This is a genomic window from Magnetococcus sp. PR-3 (genome assembly GCF_036689865.1).
Classification (GTDB): Bacteria; Pseudomonadota; Magnetococcia; order Magnetococcales; family Magnetococcaceae; genus Magnetococcus.
The window spans coordinates 51502-74957 of record NZ_JBAHUQ010000004.1; the positions used below are offsets into that span (position 1 = coordinate 51502).

General features: G+C 50.6%; 21 protein-coding genes. 8 read left to right on the top strand and 13 right to left on the bottom strand.

Annotation, left to right across the window (positions count from 1 at the left end; genetic code table 11):
- The first annotated feature begins 168 nt into the window (after positions 1-168).
- The 4 genes from aroQ to V5T57_RS04240 all read left to right on the top strand — a co-directional run bounded on the left by aroQ (position 169) and on the right by V5T57_RS04240 (position 3159).
- Complete coding sequence (gene aroQ, locus V5T57_RS04225; RefSeq protein WP_332889917.1) at positions 169-639, top strand: type II 3-dehydroquinate dehydratase; 471 nt, start codon at positions 169-171, stop codon at positions 637-639.
- Positions 640-650: 11 nt separating this feature from the next.
- Positions 651-1139 (top strand): acetyl-CoA carboxylase biotin carboxyl carrier protein, encoded by a 489-nt coding sequence (gene accB, locus V5T57_RS04230; protein ID WP_332889918.1) that lies wholly within the window; start codon positions 651-653, stop codon positions 1137-1139.
- 4 nt (positions 1140-1143) lie between these two features.
- A complete protein-coding gene (gene accC / locus V5T57_RS04235; RefSeq protein WP_332889919.1) occupies positions 1144-2481 on the top strand; it encodes an acetyl-CoA carboxylase biotin carboxylase subunit in 1338 nt (445 codons plus the stop codon).
- 105 nt (positions 2482-2586) lie between these two features.
- Positions 2587-3159 carry a phosphoribosyltransferase gene (locus V5T57_RS04240; protein ID WP_332889920.1) on the top strand — a complete coding sequence of 191 codons (573 nt, stop codon included), beginning with the start codon at positions 2587-2589 and terminating at the stop codon, positions 3157-3159.
- A gap of 706 nt (positions 3160-3865) precedes the next feature.
- Here V5T57_RS04240 and V5T57_RS04245 read toward each other — a convergent pair.
- From V5T57_RS04245 to rsxA, 12 genes are all read right to left on the bottom strand, one after another.
- A complete protein-coding gene (locus V5T57_RS04245) occupies positions 3866-6490 on the bottom strand; it encodes a methyl-accepting chemotaxis protein (protein ID WP_332889921.1) in 2625 nt (874 codons plus the stop codon).
- Positions 6491-6872: 382 nt separating this feature from the next.
- Positions 6873-9152 carry a DUF748 domain-containing protein gene (locus V5T57_RS04250; RefSeq protein WP_332889922.1) on the bottom strand — a complete coding sequence of 760 codons (2280 nt, stop codon included), beginning with the start codon at positions 9150-9152 and terminating at the stop codon, positions 6873-6875.
- Positions 9149-10609 (bottom strand): Asp-tRNA(Asn)/Glu-tRNA(Gln) amidotransferase subunit GatB, encoded by a 1461-nt coding sequence (gene gatB / locus V5T57_RS04255; RefSeq protein ID WP_332889923.1) that lies wholly within the window; start codon positions 10607-10609, stop codon positions 9149-9151. The genes V5T57_RS04250 and gatB overlap by 4 nt, the downstream gene beginning before the upstream one ends.
- Positions 10610-10642: 33 nt before the next feature.
- Entirely contained in the window at positions 10643-12100 is a 1458-nt protein-coding gene (gene gatA, locus V5T57_RS04260) for an Asp-tRNA(Asn)/Glu-tRNA(Gln) amidotransferase subunit GatA (protein ID WP_332889924.1), read from the bottom strand.
- Positions 12101-12114: 14 nt separating this feature from the next.
- A complete protein-coding gene (gene gatC / locus V5T57_RS04265) occupies positions 12115-12402 on the bottom strand; it encodes an Asp-tRNA(Asn)/Glu-tRNA(Gln) amidotransferase subunit GatC (protein WP_332889925.1) in 288 nt (95 codons plus the stop codon).
- Between the two features lie 345 nt (positions 12403-12747).
- Positions 12748-13224, bottom strand: a complete 477-nt coding sequence (locus V5T57_RS04270; protein WP_332889926.1) for a GNAT family N-acetyltransferase — start codon at positions 13222-13224, stop codon at positions 12748-12750.
- A gap of 469 nt (positions 13225-13693) precedes the next feature.
- Complete coding sequence (gene rsxE / locus V5T57_RS04275) at positions 13694-14365, bottom strand: electron transport complex subunit RsxE (RefSeq protein WP_332889927.1); 672 nt, start codon at positions 14363-14365, stop codon at positions 13694-13696.
- A gap of 20 nt (positions 14366-14385) precedes the next feature.
- A complete protein-coding gene (rsxG, locus tag V5T57_RS04280) occupies positions 14386-15027 on the bottom strand; it encodes an electron transport complex subunit RsxG (RefSeq protein ID WP_332889928.1) in 642 nt (213 codons plus the stop codon).
- Complete coding sequence (locus V5T57_RS04285) at positions 15020-16087, bottom strand: RnfABCDGE type electron transport complex subunit D (protein ID WP_332889929.1); 1068 nt, start codon at positions 16085-16087, stop codon at positions 15020-15022. The genes rsxG and V5T57_RS04285 overlap by 8 nt, the downstream gene beginning before the upstream one ends.
- A 106-nt stretch (positions 16088-16193) precedes the next feature.
- Positions 16194-18065, bottom strand: coding sequence for an electron transport complex subunit RsxC (rsxC, locus tag V5T57_RS04290; RefSeq protein ID WP_332889930.1), 1872 nt, complete (start codon positions 18063-18065; stop codon positions 16194-16196).
- Between the two features lie 95 nt (positions 18066-18160).
- Positions 18161-18703, bottom strand: a complete 543-nt coding sequence (rsxB, locus tag V5T57_RS04295) for an electron transport complex subunit RsxB (protein ID WP_332889931.1) — start codon at positions 18701-18703, stop codon at positions 18161-18163.
- A gap of 23 nt (positions 18704-18726) precedes the next feature.
- Complete coding sequence (gene rsxA / locus V5T57_RS04300; RefSeq protein ID WP_332889932.1) at positions 18727-19320, bottom strand: electron transport complex subunit RsxA; 594 nt, start codon at positions 19318-19320, stop codon at positions 18727-18729.
- Between the two features lie 506 nt (positions 19321-19826).
- Here rsxA and apbC point away from each other — a divergent pair.
- From apbC to V5T57_RS04315, 3 genes are all read left to right on the top strand, one after another.
- Positions 19827-20900, top strand: a complete 1074-nt coding sequence (gene apbC / locus V5T57_RS04305; protein WP_332889933.1) for an iron-sulfur cluster carrier protein ApbC — start codon at positions 19827-19829, stop codon at positions 20898-20900.
- 143 nt (positions 20901-21043) lie between these two features.
- Complete coding sequence (locus V5T57_RS04310) at positions 21044-21415, top strand: metalloregulator ArsR/SmtB family transcription factor (protein WP_332889934.1); 372 nt, start codon at positions 21044-21046, stop codon at positions 21413-21415.
- A 10-nt stretch (positions 21416-21425) separates the two neighbouring features.
- Positions 21426-21671 (top strand): thioredoxin family protein, encoded by a 246-nt coding sequence (locus tag V5T57_RS04315; RefSeq protein ID WP_332889935.1) that lies wholly within the window; start codon positions 21426-21428, stop codon positions 21669-21671.
- On the opposite strand, the gene V5T57_RS04320 is transcribed toward V5T57_RS04315, so the two are convergent.
- Positions 21672-22220 (bottom strand): YdcF family protein, encoded by a 549-nt coding sequence (locus tag V5T57_RS04320; RefSeq protein ID WP_332889936.1) that lies wholly within the window; start codon positions 22218-22220, stop codon positions 21672-21674.
- Between the two features lie 423 nt (positions 22221-22643).
- Between V5T57_RS04320 and V5T57_RS04325 the strand changes: the two genes are divergently transcribed.
- Positions 22644-23411: a class I SAM-dependent methyltransferase gene (locus V5T57_RS04325; protein WP_332889937.1), complete on the top strand. Its 768-nt coding sequence runs from the start codon at positions 22644-22646 to the stop codon at positions 23409-23411.
- Positions 23412-23456: the final 45 nt, after the last annotated feature.

Sequence of the window (23456 nt, forward strand, 5' to 3'; positions counted from 1 at the left end):
AAAAAAACGCCAGAAATGGCGATTTTCCCCTGAACCTTTTGTGTAACCTCTCTATACTGTTGGTGCGACAGAAATCGGTATCCTCTGTTTTGGATTGAATTTTGATTTTGGGGATGAGGTCGCAATGATCCCCCCGGTATGGCACCGGGGAAACTGAAGGGCAAAGGTATGTCCCCATCCAACTCATGGCGTATTCTGGTGTTGAACGGTCCCAACCTAAATATGTTGGGTCTGCGCGAGGCCTCGCTCTATGGTCATGAGACCCTGGCGGATGTTGAAGCATTGTGTGCGGCTAAGGCCAAACAGCTGGGGGCTGAACTCTCATTCTATCAATCCAATCATGAAGGGGCATTGGTAGACCGTATTCAGCAAGCTCGGGAAAATGCCGATTTAATCGTCATCAATCCTGCGGCTTATACCCATACTTCGGTGGCCATTCGGGACGCTTTGTTGGCTGCTGAAAAACCTGTGGTGGAGATACACATCAGTAATATCCACAAGCGGGAACCCTTCAGACACCACTCTTACGTTAGTGATATCGCCTTGGGACAGGTGGTGGGTTTGGGCATCCGTGGTTATGGTTATGCCATGGAAGCCGGTGTAGCCCACCTGAATGATCAGGCAGCATCCAAGCCATAAGGAAGCGTATTATGGATCTCAAAGAGATTCGTCAATTGATCAAAATGCTCGACGGCACTGATGTGTCGGAGATTGAGGTGTGCCAAGAGGGCAGCACCGTGCGTATTAGCCGTGGCGTACAGCAGACTGTTGTTGCGGCTCCTCAAGCCTATATGGCTCAAGCTCCTATGGCTGCGGCACCCGCTGCGGGTATGCCTGTGGCAGCACCGGCAGCAGCAGCAGCCCCAGCTGCTGGTGAGGTGGCTGAGGATCGAGGCAACGCGGTTGCGGTGACCTCTCCTATGGTCGGTACATTCTATAAATCCCCTTCGCCGGATGCGGCGGCCTTTATCAAAGAGGGGGATATTATTGAAAAAGGTCAAGTACTCTGCATCATCGAAGCGATGAAGCTGATGAATGAAATTGAGTCCGAGCAGTCCGGGCGTCTTGTGAAAATTCTGGTGGATAACGCCAGCCCAGTGGAGTTTGGTGAAGAGCTGTTCCTCATCGAGCCGGTGTAAGCCCATGTTCAAGAAAGTACTCATAGCCAACCGTGGTGAGATCGCCTTACGGGTGCACCGTGCCTGTAAGGAGTTGGGTATCCAGACCGTCGCTATTCACTCCACTGCAGATGCAGACTCTATGCATGTTAAAGTGGCAGATGAATCGGTCTGTGTGGGGCCTGCGTCCTCCATGGATTCCTACCTGAACATCTCTTCTATTATGGCCGCAGCGGAAGTGTCGGATGCGGAAGCCATTCACCCTGGGTATGGATTTTTATCCGAAAACCCGGAGTTTGCTGAGATCGTCAAAGCCTCAGGTCTGACCTTTATTGGTCCAGATCCTGAAGTTATTCGCTTGATGGGGAACAAGGTCCAAGCCCGTAAAACCATGATCGCTGCCAAAGTACCCGTGGTTACGGGCAGTGAAGGCGCAGTTACCAGTGAAGAAGATGCCCTGCGTATTGCGCGGGAAATTGGTTTTCCGGTCATTATTAAAGCGGTTGGTGGTGGTGGTGGCCGTGGCATGAAAGTGGTTCATGCTGAGGCTGGCTTGATCCGTGCCTATACGGTTGCCCGTAATGAAGCCCGCCAGTTCTTCCGTAACGATGCTATTTACATTGAAAAATTCCTGGAAGCCCCACGACATGTGGAGATTCAGGTTCTGTGTGATCGGCATGGTAACTCGGTGCACTTAGGTGAGCGTGACTGCTCTTTGCAGCGTCGTCACCAGAAAATTTTGGAAGAGGCACCTTCTCCTGCTGTCACCCCAGAAGAGCGTCATCAGCTGGGCACGTTGGCCGCTAAAGCCGCTCATGCTGTAGGCTATGAAGGGGCAGGGACCTTTGAGTTTTTGTACGATAAAGGCAGCTTCTTTTTCTTGGAGATGAACACGCGGATCCAGGTAGAGCACCCTGTAACCGAGATGGTTACGGGTATGGATCTGGTGAAAGAGCAGATCCGTATTGCGGCCAACCTTCCCATGAGTTTTTCTCAGGACGATGTGGTGCTGCGTGGTCACTCTATTGAGTGTCGAATTAATGCGGAAGATCCAGAAACATTTTTGCCTTCACCGGGTTTGATCAGCGAATATCATGCCCCTGGTGGTGGTGGTGTACGTGTCGACTCCAACTGCTATACAGGCTACCGGATCCCACCCCATTATGACTCTATGATTGGCAAGCTGATTGTTCATGGTCGTAACCGGGATGAAGCGGTTACCCGTATGCGGCGGGCGCTGGATGAGTATATTATTGGTGGCATTGCGACCTCCATTCCGCTCCATCAGCGTATTATGCAGGATGCCGCTTTTATTAGTGGTGAATATGATCTTCACTTCCTAGAGCGTTTTCTGGGTAAGTGAAGTCATTTAGTGAGGATTTAGACGGGTCTTTGATGCATAATCAGAGACCCGTTTTTTATATACAGTAGCCGCTTTGCGGTGCACCATCAGTGAAGGATTACCCCTGTGACTCAACGTGCTGAGGCCAAAGCCAACCTGGATCACCTAGAGCCCTTTATCGATAAAGAACACATTGCCCAGCGCGTTGCTGAGCTCGGTGTGCAGATTCGTGAAGATATGGTGGGTAAAGATCCGGTTCTTTTGGTGGTTCTTAAAGGGGGCTTTGTATTTGGTGCGGATCTGATGCGTGCTTTGGACCATACGGTACCTGTTGCCTTTACCACTTCACGGCCGTGTGAACATATCCCAATGTTTACACAGGAAGATAAAGTACTGCTGGAAGGGAAAGATATCTGGGTTGTCGATACGCTTTTAGATCAAGGTCATAGCGCTATGCGGTTGATGAAAGGTCTTGAACCGCTTAAACCCAGTTCTATTCAGTTTGTGGTGATGTTGCACAAAACGGTTGAGCGCGCGGAGAAAATTCCTGTGCGCTATGTAGGGTTTGAGGTTCCAGATACCCGCTTGGTTGGCTATGGGTTAGATGAAAAACAGCAGTTTAGGGGGATGCGTAACCTCTATGCCTGGTGGCAGTATGAGACATCACTAAATGCGGATGAACCCGAGGCATTGCTTTAATCTTCATCCCCGCGCAAACAGTACAGCTGTCTTTGTATCCCCCCATTGGCCTGGGCCGTTTTACAGCGTGTTCTCTGGCTTGCATGGTTCTGTTTCCGTCGCATCCTGCCCATCTTTTGGTTGAGCCATACATGCTGATCGTGCCCTGTCACACACCATACCTGGGCTAGGTTGAGGTCGGTTAGGGAGGGGGTCTCGGTGGTAGAGCAGAACCTCTAAGCGATTAAATATCTGCTGTATGGAACACTTAAGTAACACATACCTGAGACGATACGCCAACCGTTCAATCCGCCTTATCCCTTAAAGATGCTCAGTACACAAGTGCCATGTGGCCGATTGCTGTTGCCCCCCAAAGGCTTTGGTAGGTCGGTGCTGTTGTGTCCGCATAGAAAGTAAGGGCGTAGAGCACTCTTACCCGTCGCTCTGTTGATCATGGTCTGGGGTACGGCATCAAAGTAAAGGATTTTCTCTGTCCTTACTCTACATATAGAGCGTCGTAAAGTTAGAAGAGGCGGGTGATTCTCTGTATGGCCTCATTTTTAAAGACAAAGTTTGCCCAGCGCTTGATCGTAGAGATACGCTTCTCGTTTGACCAAGTGGGGATCGCTGGATCAGCTTTGGACTGAAAAGGTGCGGATGCCTATCCATGGGTTCGCTGTGCTATGTTGATAGGGTCAGTCTTGAAGGTTGTTGTCTTGCCGATTCATTAACGGCTGCTCTGTACCGCATCACGGTCCAAAAAGAGCTGATCCAACGCTTTGAAAAGATCCTTACGGGTATCTTGAAACTGTGTCATCTGCTGTCGGCCTGCTTCTACTTCACCATCATGCACCAAATGGACAATCTCACGGGCCAGTTCATGAATGTGTAAATGGGTCTTTTCTACCGCTTGGAAACTGTTTAAATGGCCCAGTTGTTGAGTGCCTTCCTGATAATACCACTGCCCAAATGCACACTCATGACCGCTGGCAACTTCTTGAGGTGAAAGGGCTTCTCGTTGACGTACAACAGCCTCAAGCTTACCCAGCCACGCGAGATGTGCTTGTTTAACCTCACCAATCTCAAAAGCATGGCCACCCACATCAAGGTGGTGAACCGAATGGTTTAGATTATCGCTGATTTCCTCAATGACATCGGTCAGTTGCCGGTTGTGGTTGTTGGACCCGGCAATATGCTCAATGGTCTCTACAACCCGCAGCCCCTGTTTTTGTACCTCAATCGAGGCACAGAAAATATCTTCTGCTGATTCTTTAACTTGGTAGGTTAACTGCTGACTGGCACTACTGGCTTGAGCGGCAGCTTCGGCACTGGCGGCCCCTTGAGCCGCATCTGTCGCGATGACCTCAGCATTGACGGCCGCTGCAGATGCAGCTTGAGCAACCTCTGAGGCGGCATCTTGTAGTTCTGTGGCGTTTTGCGTCACTTCTTGGGCTGCATGGGTTACTTGATGCATGGCATCCATAATGGCTTCAGTCGCTTGATCCTGTGCCATGACGGCTTCTGTAATGGCTTCATTGGAGTGAGAGATATCTGCGACCTCTCCACTTATTTGATCAAAGGCTTCTCGTACGCGGCCACTGATTCGTTGAATCTCTTCGACTTGACTGGCAATGGTGCTGGTGGCTTTGGCTGTTTCTGAAGCCAGCTCTTTAACCTCATTGGCAACCACAGCAAACCCTTTACCGGCCTCACCAGCACCTGCGGCTTCTATGGATGCATTGAGTGCCAGCATATTGGTTTGGCTGGCGATTTGGTTGATCATGCCAACAACTTTACCAATTTGGTCCGCTGCCGTTAGTAGGCTTCTCACTTCATGTTGGTTAAGTTGTACACTCTCATCTGCTTTTCGTGAAGCGTGGCTTGCCTGTTGGCAGAGTGCGTTAATGGCCTGCAAGCTGTTGCGAACCCTTTCCACCGCAGTTGAGGCTTGCATGATGGAGTCTCCAACACTGACAAGGTTGTTGTTTACCCCCTCTACATTGGTGGCCATCTCTTCGGCTGCTGCCGCGACTGTGGTGGCATTGCCACTGGCCGCTGAGGCATTGTCAGCAATACGTAAGACCGATTGCGAGAGCTCTTGTGCAACCTCAGTCATACGGGCGGCTTGAGCTTCGGTTTGGTCAAGGGCCTCTTTTTGACTGTAAACGGTACCATCCAGACTGGCATTCTGTCGTACCACCTCATTGGACCATTGGGTCGCGTTGTGGCTATCCTTGGTCAGTTGCTCACTGACATGGCGTAACTCTTTCACCACCGTTGCGACCGACATGGTTTGCAGAAGAATACCGCGGACAGTGTTTTCAAGATTTTCTGCCATGGCATTGACCCCCATGGCGACACGATCGAGTTCATCGGTCTTATGGGGAATGTGAATGCGTTGAATGAGTTCGCCCTGACGTAACTGTTCTAATGTGGCGGTAATCCGGTCAATACGGCGGGTCAGGTGCCCCACCATGATATGGCTACCCAACACCGTAAGAAGAACCAGAACAGCTGCAATAAGAATGTTGCTTTGAATCAGCTCATGAACAACCGCAAAAGCCACTTGGCTCTGTTTGGCAATGATCATATGCCACTGGTGTTGAGCAATGGGTTGGTTAAAACGCTCCCACCCTTTTAAATGGTTGCTGGATAGGGCTTTAACCGTCTGTTGATCGACCGCTGTCTTGGCCAGCAGTTTACCCTGCTTGGTTTGTAACAGTGCGGTAAAGCCCTGCGCTTGGAGATCACTCATCCAGCTGTTTAACTGTCTTTGTATGGGCTGTTCCACCCAGAGTAGGCCATCCAAATTACCTTCTACGATCAATGGCATGGCCGTCTGTAAATAGAGGCCTGGCTCTTTGGCGGTCGGGCGAGTGATAAAACGGTGGAATGGGCGATTGTTCTGTTGTTGAAAAAATGTTAGAGCGTCCCCATTAGGCATCTCTGTAAACTGCTCTTTACGTTCACCATATTCTAACTGAAGTAAGGGTGTTCCTTTGCTTTGAGTCAGCTGTAATCGGTTGTATTCAGGTTTGGCTTGGGCAATACGCTGTAAGAACATCTCCAGGTTACTTAAGCCTTCGGTCACCCCTTCATAATCTTCAAAGAGTAAGGAGGTGAAGGTGTTTTCCAGATCCTTGTGCGCAGCGATAACCGCAAGGTCGGCTTCGGTACGGTTTAGCCGATCTTCTAGCCTGGCCGCTGTGGCCAGCGCTTGTCCTTGGAGTCTCTCCTCTACATGTAACGTGAGTACATCGGCAATATGCCAGTTTGAGTAGAGACCTTGTGTGGAGATGACGGTAACAATTAAAAGGGTCGCAAGAAAAATAATTTTCAGACGCAAAGACATGGTTAAACCTATCTTGATAAGTTAAATGGTGGGTCTGCATCCATGCGATTTCAGCGGGATCATAAAAATAGAATGAGTCTAAATCGCCATTTTTGGTCGAGTTGTACATGTGTCAACTTTGACCATATATTCTCAAAAAATGCAGCTAATTAACCGTAAGCTATACTAAAAGAGCATAGACGAGCTGTGAGGGAATTAAAAGTTTTGCAGTGCATAAGGGGGGGTTATATCTAATGGAGTGTATGTACAGATAGGAGAAATAGGTATCTGTTTTGCATGATTAAAGATGTATATGCTTGATCATGTGTTGTCTGTTATAAACCGAGCGCATGCATATAGGAGAACGTATCGTGCTTTAGATGTGTAAGGTGTCCGATGAATTTTATGGTTGAGGGGTGGGTTGTAACTCAGAAATTTCAACTTTTAGGGTGTCTGCCCGCCCTGTGACTTGCATGAAAATGGGTGTGGAGGGGGGGGCGTTTAACCATGAACCGGGATGACTTAAGCGGATATCAAATTGATGTTTGCCTGAAGATTGAATGGCCCCTTCGCCAACGATATGTAGTTCTCCAGCGTTGATCAGAAAGCGCTTAAGATCCAGATCACCATTATGGTAAATCAAATGAGTTTGTAGGCTATCCCAAGACATTCGGCCATGTTCTGAAGCAATAACCATATTATCCAGGCTGCCATCCAGTATACCCGCCACCATTAATGGACCATCAATGCCTACGACCTGTCCGGGTTCAATACGTAGATCGGCACTGGCTAGAATATTGGATTCCATTAAGGTGCCCGATGGATTCATTTGCATGTGAATCTCCCCTTCGCCAAACAGTAGACCCTGTACATTTAATTGACGTTGAGGTGGGGCCGTGGTGGGGTCAATGCGTTCAAGCAGGGAAGCTTGTTCGGTGACCGCCTGTTGTAATTTTTCAACCGAGATACCTTGCCCGCTGATAAAGGCATGTAGCGCCGGGGCGGTCTCTGTATCTCGTATGTGGGCTAGCCCAGATAGGTGCCCATCTGCCATGTTGAGCTGCATACGGGATATGGTGAAATGGGTGGTAAGATCGCTGTTGAAAAAGAGTGTCAGCTTCTCCCAGGGCCATTTATCCAGCTTGCCTTCGGGGGCGCGAATTTGCCCACTGACTTCAAAAGGGCTCTGGCCATGTTCACCTTGTTGTAAGCGTAACTCAATGTGCGCTTGTCCTTGGGGCTGCCAGGTTTTTAGGTTTGGAAAGATCTCTGGCAGCTGCTCTAACTTCCATCGTCCCACGGCCCGTAGTTGAGGGCTGGGCGATAAGGCGCCAGAAAGCTTGAAAATATTGGGGCTCTGAGGTTGTGAAATGGTCAAAGCTTCAAGTTGGGCGCCCAGATCTGTCGCCATGACCCGGCTACGGATTGTTAAAGGTAGGCCTTCTGCCTTATGAACATAAGGTAGCCGTTTTAAGGCCGCTCCACTCAAGTCTAACTCGGTGGATAGGGTGAGACGCTGGGGGTAACTGCCTTGTACCTTTAAATAGCCTGTGACCTCCCCTTCGTGCAGGGCTAAAGGATCACGTAAGCGATGGGGTAGCAGTACCACAGGAAAGGGACTAAGGCTCTTGAGCGTTATATTGGCACTGATACCCCGCCGCATAGAGGCGCGACCAGAAATCTCCAGCAGAGGGCGGCTATCCTGATGCAGATAGAACTCCTGGATAGTTAACTCCAACGCTTTGTTCTTCATGCGTAGGGTCGATTTTTGCCGGAGCGTTAGATCTAAAGGCGGGAGGGGTATGCTCTTTCCCTGCGCATCGGGTTGGGTCTGGGTTTGAAAATCATCCAACTCAATATTGATCGCACTGGTTAGCCCTTTTTCCAACGTGCCATGAACCAGGGCCGTGGCATTACCTCGTGCAATTTGTGTATGGCTCGGCAGATTGGGCAAAATGTCAGAAAGACGACTGATCTCCACCGTTTTGGCATCGGCATTCAGTAGAATGGGCATGGTGGTGAGGTCCCGGTTCATAGGTAAGGGACCGACACGACCGGTAATGGTAAAGGGAATACGTTGAAAACGTCCCAGCACACGCAGGGTTGATTCCCGCGTAGGACCAAGCTCCAGCATGTTAACCAGAAGCTGGTCAATAACGACAGGCTTTTGCTCCCCCTCAGAGGAGTGGATGGCAATGGTACCACTGCGGATCTCTAGGCGGCCAAGGTGGAATCCGCTGAGATCCTCGAACAACTCCTGGAGCATGCGCTGGGCACGTTGGGCATCTTGCTGCAGCAGCTCAAGGGGGGTTTGGTCAGGGCTTTGTGTGGTTAAATGAATGGTGGGACGAACCATAACCACGGAACTGAACGTGGGGGTCTGATCCATCAAAAAAGCCAATCCCACCCCAAGATCCAGGGCTTCTACATGCAGAAGAGGCGGGGCATCGGGGTTTTCATCCAGTACTTTAAACTGTTCCAGGCGCAAGGTCACACCTGCAGAAGGGGTGAAGCTCACCCCCCCTACAGATATTTTTTTTCCAGTCACAGCCTCAAGGGTCTTCACCACCTTCTCTTTGTAAGGGGCTGGATCCAAGTGGTTGGACATGAAAAAGATGGCGGCGACAGAACCAACCACCACGACGAAGAGTAGTTCGTACAGTATGCGCCTGGGGCGGCTCATCCGCCCAGCTTCTGTTTAAGGATCTTATTCACTTCCCCAGGGTTGGCCTTACCACGGGTTGCTTTCATAACTTGGCCGACAAAGAAGCCAAAGAGCTTTTGTTGCCCCCCCTTGTACTGCTCAACTTGGGTGGCATTGGCCTCAAGCACTTTATCAATTTCTGATTCAATTGCACCGCTATCGGTGATCTGCTTGAGCCCTTTTTTCTCAATGATGCTGTCAGGATCATCCCCCGACTCAAACATAGTGGCAAACACCTCTTTGGCAATTTTACCAGAGATGGTTTTGTCCAGAATACGAATGACCATTTTGGCGAGGTTTTCAGCACTGACGGGTGAGGCATCAATCTCTTTGCCTTCTTTGTTAAGCAGGCCTAACAGCTCAACAGTTACCCAGTTGGCGCAGATTTTAGGATCATCCTGCTTACCTGCTTTAACGGTCTCTACCACCGTTTCATAGTAGTAAGAAAGACGTTTGCTGGTGGTGAGCACCGAGGCATCATAATGGGAGAGCCCATATTCAGACTCAAACCGTTCCCGTTTAGCATCTGGTAGCTCAGGCAGCGTGTCGCGTATGGTTTCGATCTGCGTATCACTCAGCACCAATAGGGGCAAGTCTGGCTCAGGGAAATAACGGTAATCGTGGGCGTCCTCTTTACTACGCATGGAACGGGTTTCGCCCTTGTTCGCATCGTAAAGGCGGGTCTCTTGGGTGATGCTGCCCCCGTCTTCTAGAATATCGATATGGCGTTCGGCTTCGATCTCAATAGCCCGCATGACGTTACGGATAGAGTTAAGGTTTTTTAACTCACAGCGGGTACCCAGTTTTGGATCACCCTTTTTACGGACCGACACGTTGGCATCGCAACGGAAGGAGCCTTGCTCCATATTGCCATCGCACACCTCTAAGTAACGGACGATAGAGCGCAGTTTTTTCAAATAGGCGCCTGCTTCCTCCGGTGTCGACATGTCGGGTTCTGAGACAATCTCCATGAGCGGAACACCGGTCCGGTTCAAGTCTACCCAGGTACCACCAATCACCCCTTCATGGATGGATTTGCCGGCATCGACCTCCATATGGATACGGGTAACCCCCACGGTCTTGGCGGGCACATCCTTATCTTCGATCAGAACTTTGCCGTGTTCAACAATAGGCAGTTCAAACTGTGTGATCTGATAGCCAGGGGGCTGGTCAGGGTAGAAATAGTTTTTGCGGGAAAATTCACTTTCTTGGCGAATCTCTCCCTCAATGGCCAAACCGGTTTTGATGGCCATGTTGACCACCTCTTTGTTCAACACCGGAAGAACACCAGGAAAGCCGCTACAAATGGGGCAGATCTGGGTGTTGGCTTCGGCACCAAACTCAGTGGGGCAGCCACAAAAGATTTTTGATTTTGTCAGGACCTGGGCATGTACTTCAAGCCCAATGACCATCTCATATGCCGGATCAATACTCATGATGATATCCGTTTATCTCGTTCGTTGGTCTGATTAGCCCAGGTCGACACGGCGGGTGTGCCAGTCGGTCTCACGCTGGTAGGCATCTGCACTACGCAGCAGGGTCTCTTCATCCAGAGCTTTACCGATCAGCTGTAGGCCGATGGGTAGGCCCTTGCCATCAAAACCACAAGGGACTGAGATCCCGGGTAGACCGGACAGATTGCCGTTAATGGTGTAGATGTCAGACAGGTACATCTGAATGGGATCATCCTTCTCACCAAATTTAAAGGCTGTTGAGGGCGTGGTGGGGGTCAGGATGACATCAACCTTCTCAAAAGCTTCCTTAAACTCATTGGAGATTAACCGGCGGGCTTTTTGAGCTTTGCGATAATAGGCATCGTAGTAACCGGATGAGAGCACATAAGTGCCCAGCATGATACGCCGCTTAACCTCTTCGCCAAATCCCTCTGAACGGCTACGGAAATAGAGATCGCGGATATCCCGAGGGTCGTCACAGCGGTAACCATATTTGACCCCATCATAGCGCGCCAAGTTGGAGGAAGCTTCAGCTGGGGCGATGATATAGTAGGTGGGGATGGCATAATTACTGTTGGGCATAGAGATGGGTACTAACTCAGCCCCCATGCTCTGGTACTGAGCCTGTGCGGCTTCTACAGCGGCCCGTACTTCATCATCCAGCCCTTCACCGAAGTACTCTGAAGGGATACCAATTTTGAGCCCTTTAACCTCACCCGTTAACGCCTGGGTATAATCAGGCACGGGGGCATTAATGGAGGTAGAGTCGTTACGGTCATAGCTGGCCATGACGCTGAGCAACATGGCGGCATCTTCGGCGCTACGGGCCATGGGCCCAGCCTGATCCAGAGAAGAGGCAAAAGCGATGATACCAAAGCGTGAGCAACGGCCGTAAGTTGGCTTCATCCCCGTGAGGTTTGTAAAGGCCGCAGGCTGACGAATAGAGCCACCCGTATCGGTACCAGTCGCACAGATGGCCATGTTGGCTGCCACGGCCGCTGAACTACCGCCCGAAGATCCCCCCGGCGTACGCTCCGTATCCCATGGGTTGATCGAAGCACCAAAATGGCTGGATTCTGTGGAAGAGCCCATGGCAAATTCGTCCATGTTCGCTTTACCTAAAATCACCGCACCTGCTTCACGCAAATTGGTGGTGATGGTGGCATCAAACGGTGGGACGAAATTTTCCAACATGCGAGATGAGCAGGTGGTGCGCATGTCTGCAGTATTAAAAATATCCTTGTGGGCAATGGGTATTCCCGTCATCGGGGCGGCATTACCTGCGGCGATACGTGCATCCGCAGCTTTAGCCGCGGCCAGTGCTTTTTCAGTATCGACGGTGACAAAGGCATTGATGTTTTTATCATGCTTCTCGATCTGATCCAGACAGGACTGGGTCAGCTCTACCGAGGAGATCTCCTTGGCAGCAAGCTTATCGGAAGCTTCACGTAGAGTCAGTTTATTGAGTGCCACGGTTTATGCTCCGATTATTCGATCACTTTGGGGACGCGGAAGTGGCCATTTTCGGCCTCAGGTGCGTTGGCCAACATAGCCTCACGGGTATCACCATTGGTGACGACATCTTCTCGTTGAGGAATGGCCATATCGACGGCGTGGGACATGGGTAATACACCCTCTGTGGGTAGCTTGCCCAGCTCATCCATGAGGTCGGTGATACGGGAGATTTGCTCGGTAAACCGCTCGGTCTCCTCCTCATTGAACTCTAAACGGGCCAAGTTGGCCACGTGTTGTACAGTCTCTTTGGTAACGGACATGTCCGACTCCGAAGGGGGGTAGGGAAACTTGAACTAAAGAGAGAAAAATTAACATAGCCAGCAGCAGGCATCAATACAGCCAAGCAGATCAAGCCATGCTTTTTTCAGATCCAGGCCCAAACCGATCTAATGTGGAAGCTCCAATGCTTAAAGTTTGTTCAAGGTCCTACCCTTGAGAGAAAGATACGACCAACGACCAGGGTTTGGACCAAGCTGCGTCAAAGCGAATCTAGCTGGGTTCCTTTGCTCTCATGCATGGACGGCGTAACAACGGTGTGTCTCTAACTCTCCACCGAGCAGATTCGCGCATCAAGCGGCTTACAGGCAGTGTTGTATAGGGGTGGCTTAAGAAGGCGTTAATGGTTTTTCTAAAGCATAATTGTGAATGTTAATACCATCGATACATAAATGGCGCGTGTGCAGACACTTAAACGATCGCCGTAAAAAAAAGGGTTTGCCGACTTCACTAACTTCACTATAGAGCTTGGGGTAGTGGGCGTGTAGGGCAAATTGCTCTATCTCATGCAATAAGGTTGAGCCAACACCTCTTCTTGCCCAGTCAGGGTGTATGTAGCACAAATCAATGTGCCCATCTTGTTCAAGATCCATAAACCCAATGGGGTTGTTTTGGTCATCCACAGCAACTCTTACAAAACGGCCATCTGACATACGCTGTGCCATGGCCTGCGGAGTTGGAGTGCGGTTAACCCAGATGCGAACCTGTTCCGTATTATAATAGCTAGGCCCCAGTTGAAGAACGGCTTGCTGGAATATCTCACAAAGCGCAGTGGCGTCTGAGGTTTTAAAGAGACGGGTATGCATAGCATTAAAAGCCTAGTGTGGTGTCTAAAACTAGAGCAGAACCTGCCTAAAGTCTCAAATATGGGCTAAGACGCACCGGGCGAACCTTGGTATGGGCAGGGTTTGGGTGAGGCACCATCGCTGACCGTTAAGTTTTCAGTGGCTAATAGTCTATAGGATGGCATGCCACAGGGGAATACATATCATGCAGCCGTGGTCCGTTTCTACTGCCTAAACGTGCCTGATTGGTCTCTTTTTAAGAGCACTACTGTAGTGGTCGGTTCTTAAGTAGTGTGCGGCATGAACGGGCGATCGCTCACGACCAGTATGGTTTTATACACACAGGCCCATGATCTGTGTGCGGTGGCTACTTAGCCCAAGAGAATACGGGTGTAGGCAACGGGGTAGGCTGACTTAAGCTATCACCGTGCAAACGCCCATAAAAAAACCCGCCGTCCAATCGGGCGGCGGGTTTTTTTTAAATCGGCTTTTAAGCCGCTTCTGGTGCAGGCTCGTCGGCCTTTTCCTCTTTAGGTTTAGGCCGTTTTGCTGCGGCCTCTTCCCTTTTTTGATCGATCCACTTAACCCCCATCAGAATAAAACCCAGGGCAATAAAGGCGCCGGGGGGCAGTACAAAGCCCAGAGCAGGATGGAAGCCCGTCCAGGACAGTATGTCATAGCCAAATAGTTGCCCTGCACCTAGGATTTCACGGGCGGCGCCCAGTGCAAACAGTGCAAAGGTAAAACCAAGGCCTGAAGCAATACCATCAACAGCCGCTTTAGAAACCGTATTACGGCTGGCAAAAGCCTCAGCACGGCCCAAGATTGCGCAGTTCACCACAATCAGTGGAATGAACAGACCCAGGATTTTATGCATATCATGCATCCAGGCATTCATGGTCAAGTCCACGATGGTCACAAAGGATGCAATGATGATGATGTAGCTGGGAATACGAACCTCAGAGGGAATGTAGCTTCGTACCAGCGAGACAACAATGTTGGCCCCTAACACCACCACCAAAGATGCCATGCCCATACCGATACCGTTCATGGCTGTGGTGGTTACACCCAACAGAGGGCACATACCCAACAACTGGGCAAACACCACGTTGTTGTTCCAAAAGCCATTGGCAATAATTTCGCGATTGGTTATGTCACTCATGACTCACGCTCCTTAGCAGCCTATTGAGCCGCTTGCGCGGGTTGGGGGGCTGGTGCGGCAACCGGAGCTGCGACAAAGAACTTTTCACGGTTATCCATGAAGAAGTCCAAACCCCGTTTCACCGAGTTCACAACAGCACGTGGTGTAATGGTGGCCCCAGCAAACTGGTCAAAATAACCGCCATCTTTTTTAACACCCCACTTGATGTTGTCTTGGGTCTTACCTTTAAAGGTTAATGGCCAATCAGAGATATTGGCTTGGATCTTATCACCTAGGCCTGGGGTCTCTGCATGGGCAATTACCTGAATACCCGTTACGGTCCCATCGCTGGTTACGGCCATAAGTGTTTTGATATCACCGGAGTACCCATCAGGTGCCGTGACCATAAAGGCTGCCGCCAAGGGCGCCTCCCCATTACGGGCCCGGTAGACCTTAACCGGCGTAGCTTTTTTGTTCAGTGCACGATCCGAGATCATAATGGTGTCTTCGACCGGATCATTATCATAGCCTTGGGGAAGAACATTTTGCAGCGCCCGCAAGGTCTCCATACGTATTTCATAAGCAATGATCGGTGCCGTTACTGTATTCAAGGAGGAGAGCACAAAGGTTGCCACTGCGCCCACCACCATCAACACCAGGCCCATGCGAATAAAACTAGGCATTGGCCTTCTCCTTCTTGGATTTACCGTAAACCACAGGCTTGGTGTATTGATCAATAAGGGGAACTGCTGTGTTCATGATCACAATGGCAAAGGAAACCCCCTCAGGGTAGCCCCCCCAGGTACGGATCACATAGGTCAAGATGCCACAGGAGGCACCAAAGATCAGCATGCCCTTGGTCGTTACAGGAGAGGTCACCATATCGGTCGCCATAAAGAAGGCACCAAGGATCAAACCACCTGTAATCAGATGAAACACGGGATCAGGGTAGAGATCACCATTGATCAACCACATCAGTGTGGCGGGTATGAGCGTGCCCAAAATCATGGAGATCGGAATATGCCACGTGATCAGACCACGTTGGATCATCCAAACACCACCAGCCAGCAGGAATAAGGCCGAGGTTTCACCCAGTGAACCCCCAATATCTCCGGCAAAGGTATGGAAAATACTGTAACCGTAATCCCCACCCAGTGCTTCGGCGACGGTTTTGCCCATACCCGTCTCTACTTTGTACTGCCCCAGCGGTGTCGCAGCTGTAATGGCATCCAGAGAGATGGCACCATAGTCACCGGCAAAGATGATCGAGAAGCTTTGCGCCAGGGAGAAGGAACCCTCTTGGAAAATGGGGCTGATCTCAGGCCATGTGGTGAGCTCTACAGGGAACGAGATCAACAAAAAGACCCGGGCAATCAGGGCTGGGTTAAACATGTTAAAACCCAGACCGCCATAGATGGATTTACCAACACCAATGGCAAATACACCACCAACCACACAGATCCACCAAGGTGAATGGGGTGGTAAGGTCAGTGCCAGCAGCAGTCCCGTCAAAATAGCTGAGTTATCCCCAATCGTTGAAGGACGTTTACGCAGGTGGTTGGTCCAGCGCTCTGTGGCGACGCATGAACCTACGGTGAGTAAAATCACCAATAAGGCAGGCCAGCCAAACAGAAAGATGGACAAAAAGGTTGCAGGTGCTAAGGCGTAGATGACAGTCATCATCACCTTGTCGACCGAGTCCCCCCCATGTACATGGGGAGACGAAGAGGTCATGAGATTCATAAGCTTTCTTCCCAGCTTCTTGGGTGGAGCGTCATCGCTCCGCTTCGGCCAGACGCATCACAGCTGGCCTTATCCAAACCGCTCCAAAATGGAGTCAGAGTGTTGATTATTCGCCAGCATCCTCTTGGGCCTTTTTGGCCTCTCGAGCTGCTTTAGCCGCTTTGGCTTTGGCTGCGGCTGCACGGGCTTTGGCGATTTTAGCTGCCTTCTCATCCGCCACACTATCTGCAGGTGCTTCCTCTGCAGGAGCAGTCTCACCAGCAGCAGCGGCCTCGCGTGCTTTTTTGGCTTCACGAGCTTTGGCTGCGGCTGCTTTGGCTTTGGCAATTTTAGCAGCTTTATCATCATCCGCCGGTGCATCCTCAGCACCACCAGCTTTTTTCGCTTTGGCGGCCCGTGCGGCTGCGGCCGCTGCTTTGGCTTTGGCAATTTTAGCGGCTTTATCATCCCCCGCGGGTGCCTCGGTAGCGGCATCTGCGGGTGCGGCGCCTTCTTTTGCTGCAGCCTCTGCTTTAGCCTTCGCTGCGGCTTCCCGCTTGGCCTTCATCGCGGCTTTTTTGGCTTCGCGTTCGGCCTTCTCTTTAGCCACCCGCTTCTCTTTGACCTCTGTACGTACCTTGGCCAGGTCGGAGCGGTGCTTGGCGCGCTTTTTCCCTTCAATGGCAAACTTGCCATAGCGGAAATAGTGTACCAATGGAATAGAGGAGGGGCAGACATAGGAACAGGTGCCGCACTCAATACAGTCAAACAGGTCATGCTCGGCCAGGGCGTCCATCTGCTCATTTTTAGAGAGCCAAGCCATCTCATTAGGCATCAGGCTCATGGGGCAGACATGGACGCACTTGGCGCATCGAATACAGGGGCCCTCAGGACTATCCGTGGTCTCCTGTTTTTCCAAGACCAATAGACCGGATGTGCCCTTTACAACAGGGGCTTTTGGGCTGTGTAGGGCCACACCCATCATGGGGCCACCCATCACCAGCTTCGTCATGCTGGGTTTGGTACCACCACACTGCTGCAGGAGGTCCTCAACCGTGGTGCCCAGTAAACATTCGACATTGGCTGGGCGTACAACACCACGACCCGTCACGGTCACCACACGTTTGGTTAAGGGCTGACCATTAACAACCGCTTCTTTAATGGCAATGGCGGTGGCCACGTTGTGGCAAACCACCCCCACATCAATGGGTAGGCCGCCTGAGGGAACTTGCCGTCCTGTGAGGACTTCAATCAGCTGTTTTTCGGACCCTTGTGGATACATAACCGGCAGGACCTGAACGGTTATGTTTTTCTCACCATCCACCGCCCGTTTCATGGCCGCGATGGCTGCAGGCTTGTTATCCTCAATACCGATCACAGCCTGCTTGGTTTGCAGCGCGTGCAGCATGATCTGAATACCCTGCACAATCTGTTCAGTACGCTCTTCCATAAGGCGAGCATCACAGGTCAGATAGGGTTCACACTCCACACCATTAAGCACCAGCAGTTCCACCACCTTTTCACCAGGGGGGGAAAGCTTGACGTGGCTGGGAAAGGTTGCGCCACCCAGGCCAACAATACCCGCTTCTCGTACGGCGTCCCGAATTTGTGCGGGCTCCAGGGAAAAGGGATCTTCAACCCCTTTTAGACCCTCAATTTGGGTGTCTTCACCATCCGTCTCCAACACCGCACAGAGCATGGGCAGACCAGAAGGGTGACCCACTGGGTGCTCTACAAAGTCGGTAATGGTACCCGAGGTGGGGGCGTGAACCGGGGCCGAGATAAAACCATCCGGTTTGCCGATGATCTGTCCTTTTAACACCTTGTCGCCAATACCCACTGCGGGATCACATGGGCGACCAATGTGTTGATGCAGGGGGACATAGAGCTTGGCCGGCATCGGCATGGACTCAATACCACAAGCAGCGGTCAGATCTTTATTTTCATCGGGGTGAACGCCACCATGAAAGGCGCGAATCACCTGTTGCAAAATTCCCATGGGATCTCCTTACAAAACGCCGGGTTAGACGTCGGATCGAATGGGGTTAACGTTTATGACGCTTGCAAACGCCATAAACCGCAAAAAAACGACACTTAGTGTACCGAGGTGTTGGGACCAGCTGGTTTGTTCCACTCCCAATCGTAGAGACCAACCTCAACCGGTTCCATGGTAATGCAATCGGTGGGGCAGGGCTCAATACAGAGCTGGCAGCTGGTGCACTCCACAGCAATGACGGTATGGGACTGCTTGTTGGCACCAATAATGGCATCCACCGGGCAAGCCTTAATGCACGCGGTGCAACCGATGCAATCATCTTCATTGATGTAGGCAATGGTGGGGCCTTCATCTTCCATACTTGCAGGGGAGACACCCAGCATTTCAGCAATCTGTTCCATCACCGCTTTACCACCTGGGGTGCACAGATTAATGGCCTCCCCTTCGGTGACCGCTTGGGCATAGGGGGCGCAACCAGGGTGCCCACACATACCGCAATTGGTGGCAGGAAGAATGGCTTCCAATTTTTCCACAATGGGATCAGACTCTACATGAAACTTCTTGGCTGCATAGCCCAAGCCCAAACCGGCAAACAGGGCCATACCACCTACACTCATCACAGCGCTAACCGCTTCAATCATCGTTTAGCCCTCCTTAAGATCGATTATTTGACCAGCCCGGCAAAACCCATAAATGCCAAGGACATAAGACCCGCATTGACCAAAGAGATGGGGGAGCCCTTAAACAGTTCTGGAACATCGGACAGATCCACGCGTTCCCGCATACCGGCAAAGAGAATCATGACCAGACCAAAACCAAGACCGGCACCAACACCGTAGATACTGGCATTGATGAAGCTGTTCTCTTGCTGAATGTTCAGCAGAGCGACACCCAAAACGGCACAGTTGGTGGTGATCAACGGCAGGAAGATCCCCAAGGATGCATAGAGCACGGGGGAGGTCTTATGCACCACCATTTCGGTTAACTGCACCAAAGAGGCGATGATCAAGATAAAGGAGATGGTCTGTAGATAGCCCAAATCCAGCGGAGTGAGAATAAAGTGCTGCACCAGCCACGAAATAACCGCAGCCAGGGTCATCACAAACATCACCGCATAGGTCATGCCTACCGCTGTTTCGACCTTCTTGGATACCCCCAAAAAGGGACAGACACCAAGAAACTTGGCCAGCACATAGTTGTTCACAAACACTGTGCTGATCAGGATCAACATAAAGTTGGAAAAGGAGACTTCGGTCATAGCAACTTTGTCCCGGTTGTTAGGCGAACTTTGCCTTGCTTAGTGGAGCCAGCCACCTTTGGTGACCCCTTCAACCGCAAGGATGAAGATAAGACATCACCCCTGCATAACATGACTGCCAACGTTAGCATAAAAATTTGGCGCTGCAAAATTTAGCGCGTGCTTAATAGGGCAGTTACACAGCCAATCACTTTACAAAATGGTGTATATAATGTCTAGTGCAAATGCCATGTAACACTCAGGTATATGTGTTAAATTATTAAATAAAACAAAGATGTAACAGATTAAACCTTTTGCTTATATAGGGTTGTTCTAATGTTGGGTTATCTTTTTTTATGGGGTATAAAAATAAAAAGTGACCCCTGACTGGGAATTTCATCCACCACCAGCTGTCTACAGCAGCAACTAATAAGAATAAACCGAAGCTTGACGCAGGCTGTGGTCTCTATATGCTTTGGTCGGTTATAGAAAAATCTCTTTGTGAGATGATGGTAGGAGTTGAATGGATGACGAATGTCTCAGAGCCGCAGATTCTTGATGCCCTGCGCATGGTGGTAGATCCCGGCGTAGGTCGGGATATTGTCTCATCGGGCTCTGTACAAAACATCAAGATTGATGGGGGGGCGGTGGAGTTTGATCTGCTGATCAGCGAAGCGACTGTACCCCATATCGAACCCTTAAAAGAACAGTGCACACAAATTTTGAGTGCCATTGCTGGCGTGGAGCGTTTAACTGTGAATATGAGTGGAAATCCTCAGCAGCAAGCTGAGCCTTTAATCCCTGGTGTCAAACAGGTCATCGCTGTGGCTTCCGGTAAAGGTGGTGTGGGTAAATCCACCACAACCATGAACTTGGCGTTGGCGCTGCATCAACAAGGTGCCCGGGTGGGTATTTTGGATGCCGATATCTATGGTCCAAGTCTGCCTCGAATGATGGGTGTGATGAGCATGCCCCGTATTGAGGCTGAAAAAGGTGAGAAGGTTACCCCCATGGAAAAATATGGGGTAAAGATCATGTCCATGGGTTTCTTCATGCCAGAAGATACACCCATGATCTGGCGCGGTCCCATGGTCGGTATGGCTGTAGAGCAGCTGTTGCGGGATATCGATTGGGGTGAGTTGGATTATATGGTGATCGATCTTCCCCCAGGGACAGGTGATGCCCAGTTGACCCTGACCCAGAAGGTTCCTTTGAGTGGTGTGGTCATTGTTTCGACCCCTCAAGATGTTGCCCTGGCCGATGTGCGTAAAGGGGTGAACATGTTTAAAAAGGTGGAGACACCTGTGTTGGGCATTATTGAAAATATGTCCTATTATGAGTGTTCTGAGTGCGGACATCGCGCAGAGATCTTCTCCCATGGTGGTGCTGAGAAGGAAGCGGAAAATACAGGTATGGCCTTCCTGGGTCATATTCCAATCAGCGAAGATATTCGTAAGGATTCCGACTCCGGTAAGCCCATCGTCGTTGCACGGCCTGACTCACCCCAGGCCAAGCAGTATGGTGAAATTGCCAAAGCGGTTAAAGCCAAGCTGGAAGCCGGTGGCAGTGCCCCCAAGATGCCTAAGATTGTTGTCGAATAAGCGCACAACAGGATCGGGTTTACCCCTGTTGCTGGACGGGTGGTCTTGAATAGGCCACCCGTTTTTTATGGTCTAATGGGCGGCTTGTTTTTATGATACGTGGATGCTGTTAATGACAACCTGGCGGGAGTGGTTGAGCTGTCATGTCTGATCTTTTGATTCCAGAAACCGTGCTGAAAATGTTGGTGGATGGCATACGTCTACGTGCATTGATGCTGCTGTTGGCAGAAGGTGAGCTGTGTGTCTGTGAGATCAGTCATGGGCTGGATATCATACAGCCTAAGATTTCTCGTAATTTAACACTCTTAAAGAACAGTCAACTCATACAAGGGCGCCGTGAGGGGAAATGGATCTATTATCAAATCCACCCTCAACTCCCTCTGTGGGCCATAGACCTTTTAAAAGCTGTTCATCAGGGCTTGGCGATAGATAGTCCGCACCATGAAGACCGAAAACGCTTGGATGTGATGGAAAATCGGCCAAACCGCTGTTCTTCTGATGGTCAGTGTGGGTGAGGAGAGAGCTGTGAAGCATATTATGGTTCTGGGCAGTGGTTGTAAAAGCTGCAAAACCACCTGTGACCTTATTGAGATGCATGCCGAACGGTTAGGGGTAGAGATTGATCTTCACCATAGTGGAGACCCTGACCTTATGCGTCGCTACCAGATGCGATCCATGCCGGGTGTGGTGGTTGATCACACGTTGGTTCATTGTGGCGGGTTGCCGGATCAAGAGGATATTGAAGCATGGTTGCAGGATGACGCGTGCTAGCTACCAGCCAATAATCCATATGAGTGGTGTGTAGATCAGGAGTTTAATCCATTCACTCACCACTGTTCTTAGGGTTAGGGTATCTTTCCACCACGGTGTATCTGGACGTTTGAGTTTAAAGTAGCCTTGGCTGCTGATGACATGAACCTGCATATCTTGGGCTGCAAATAAGCGTGTTGCTAAAATACGCGCCCGGCGGGTGTGGTAGGGGTCCGTCACCAAAAGAATCTTATTATAAGCCCCTGGCTTGAGATGTGTGCGTACTGTCCGTAAATCCTCATGGGTGCTGAGGGTCGCGCCAAGTATGTGTACATCTGGCCGCTTAAAATCGCAGATGTTGCAGTAATAGCGCCCAATTTGTTGGAGCGTTAAGCGGTTATCCCCAACAAAAATTAATTGTGGTGCCCACCCCTGGTCAAGTAGGGCAAAACCTTTTTTGGGGCGGGTCGGAATGCCACCACCCAGCACCACAATCGCATCGGCCATCACCGGTTGATCGTTGGTGATTAACCAATGTGCCGCCTGTTTCCAATCGTCCCGCCAGATCATCAAACTGATCCATATCATTGGCCCAAACAGCAACACAAGCTTGGCCAGGGTTTTATACCGGTGTGGCATAATAATTTAATAATAAAAAGCGTCGGTTAGGTGATGTCATTTTTTGTTCTCTCCCAAGTAGTTCCTGGTGCCATGTTACCCTGATTCACGCGTAGAAGGGGTAGAATATCTACAGCGTGTGGCATGGGTGACGTAATCAGGTTACATCCTTACGGGTCACGCTCAAGCATGGGGCGGGTCGGTCTGGTCGCCAAGGACTGCTTACAACCACGATCAAAGCCGGATTAAGCATAACAAGTGGGTGATCGGTGTCCTAGGTGTTTAGGGTAGGGTGTGTTGAACACAAGCGGTGCAGATTCAGTTTTTTAGATAGGGAAGGGGCCTTCCCTTGGAACGAGAGGATACCTTTGGGTTATGCAAGCAGATATTAAGGCCAAGCAATCATGGCAGGCTGATCTTTACGCCAATCACGGGGGGTATGTGGCTGAGCTGGGCAGGCCGCTGCTGGCGTTGCTTGGAGAGGTGAACGGAAAGAAGGTGCTTGATTTAGGGTGTGGTGATGGGGTGTTGGCGGCCCAGTTGATGGCGCAGGGCGCCCATGTGGTGGGGTTGGATAGCTCTTCAGAACTGCTTGAACAGGCTTCTAAAAAAGGGGTGAAGGTGGTTCAGGCCGATGGTCAGCATTTTACCCTGTCCCACGAGTTTGATGCTGTCTTGAGCAATGCGGCACTGCACTGGATGCCCCAAGCCGATGCTGTGTTGCGGTCGGTTCATGCGCATTTAAGATCAAAGGGTCGGTTTGTTGGGGAGTTTGGGGGCTATGGTAATGTGGCGGCGATTATAACGGCCATTAATGGTGTGCTGAAACAGCATAATCCTAACCATACCGCTCAGCACCCATGGTTCTTTCCCACCCCTGAAAACTACCGGCAGTTATTGGAAAAAGCAGGGTTTGTGGTCGAGAATATTCAGCTGACCCCACGGCCAACACCTTTGGGTGAAGGGATACGTGGATGGCTATCAACCTTTGCGGACCCTTTTTTGGCCTTAGCACCGGATATGGATCGTGATCACTTTTATGCCGAAGTGGAGGCTTTGCTTAAACCGTGTCTCATGGATACAAGCGGCAACTGGATGGCGGATTATGTGCGGTTGCGTTTTGTGGCACACCGAGCAACGTAGAAGTAAAGGCGTGGGCGTCGGCGTTATCACATTCGCCTCTAATAA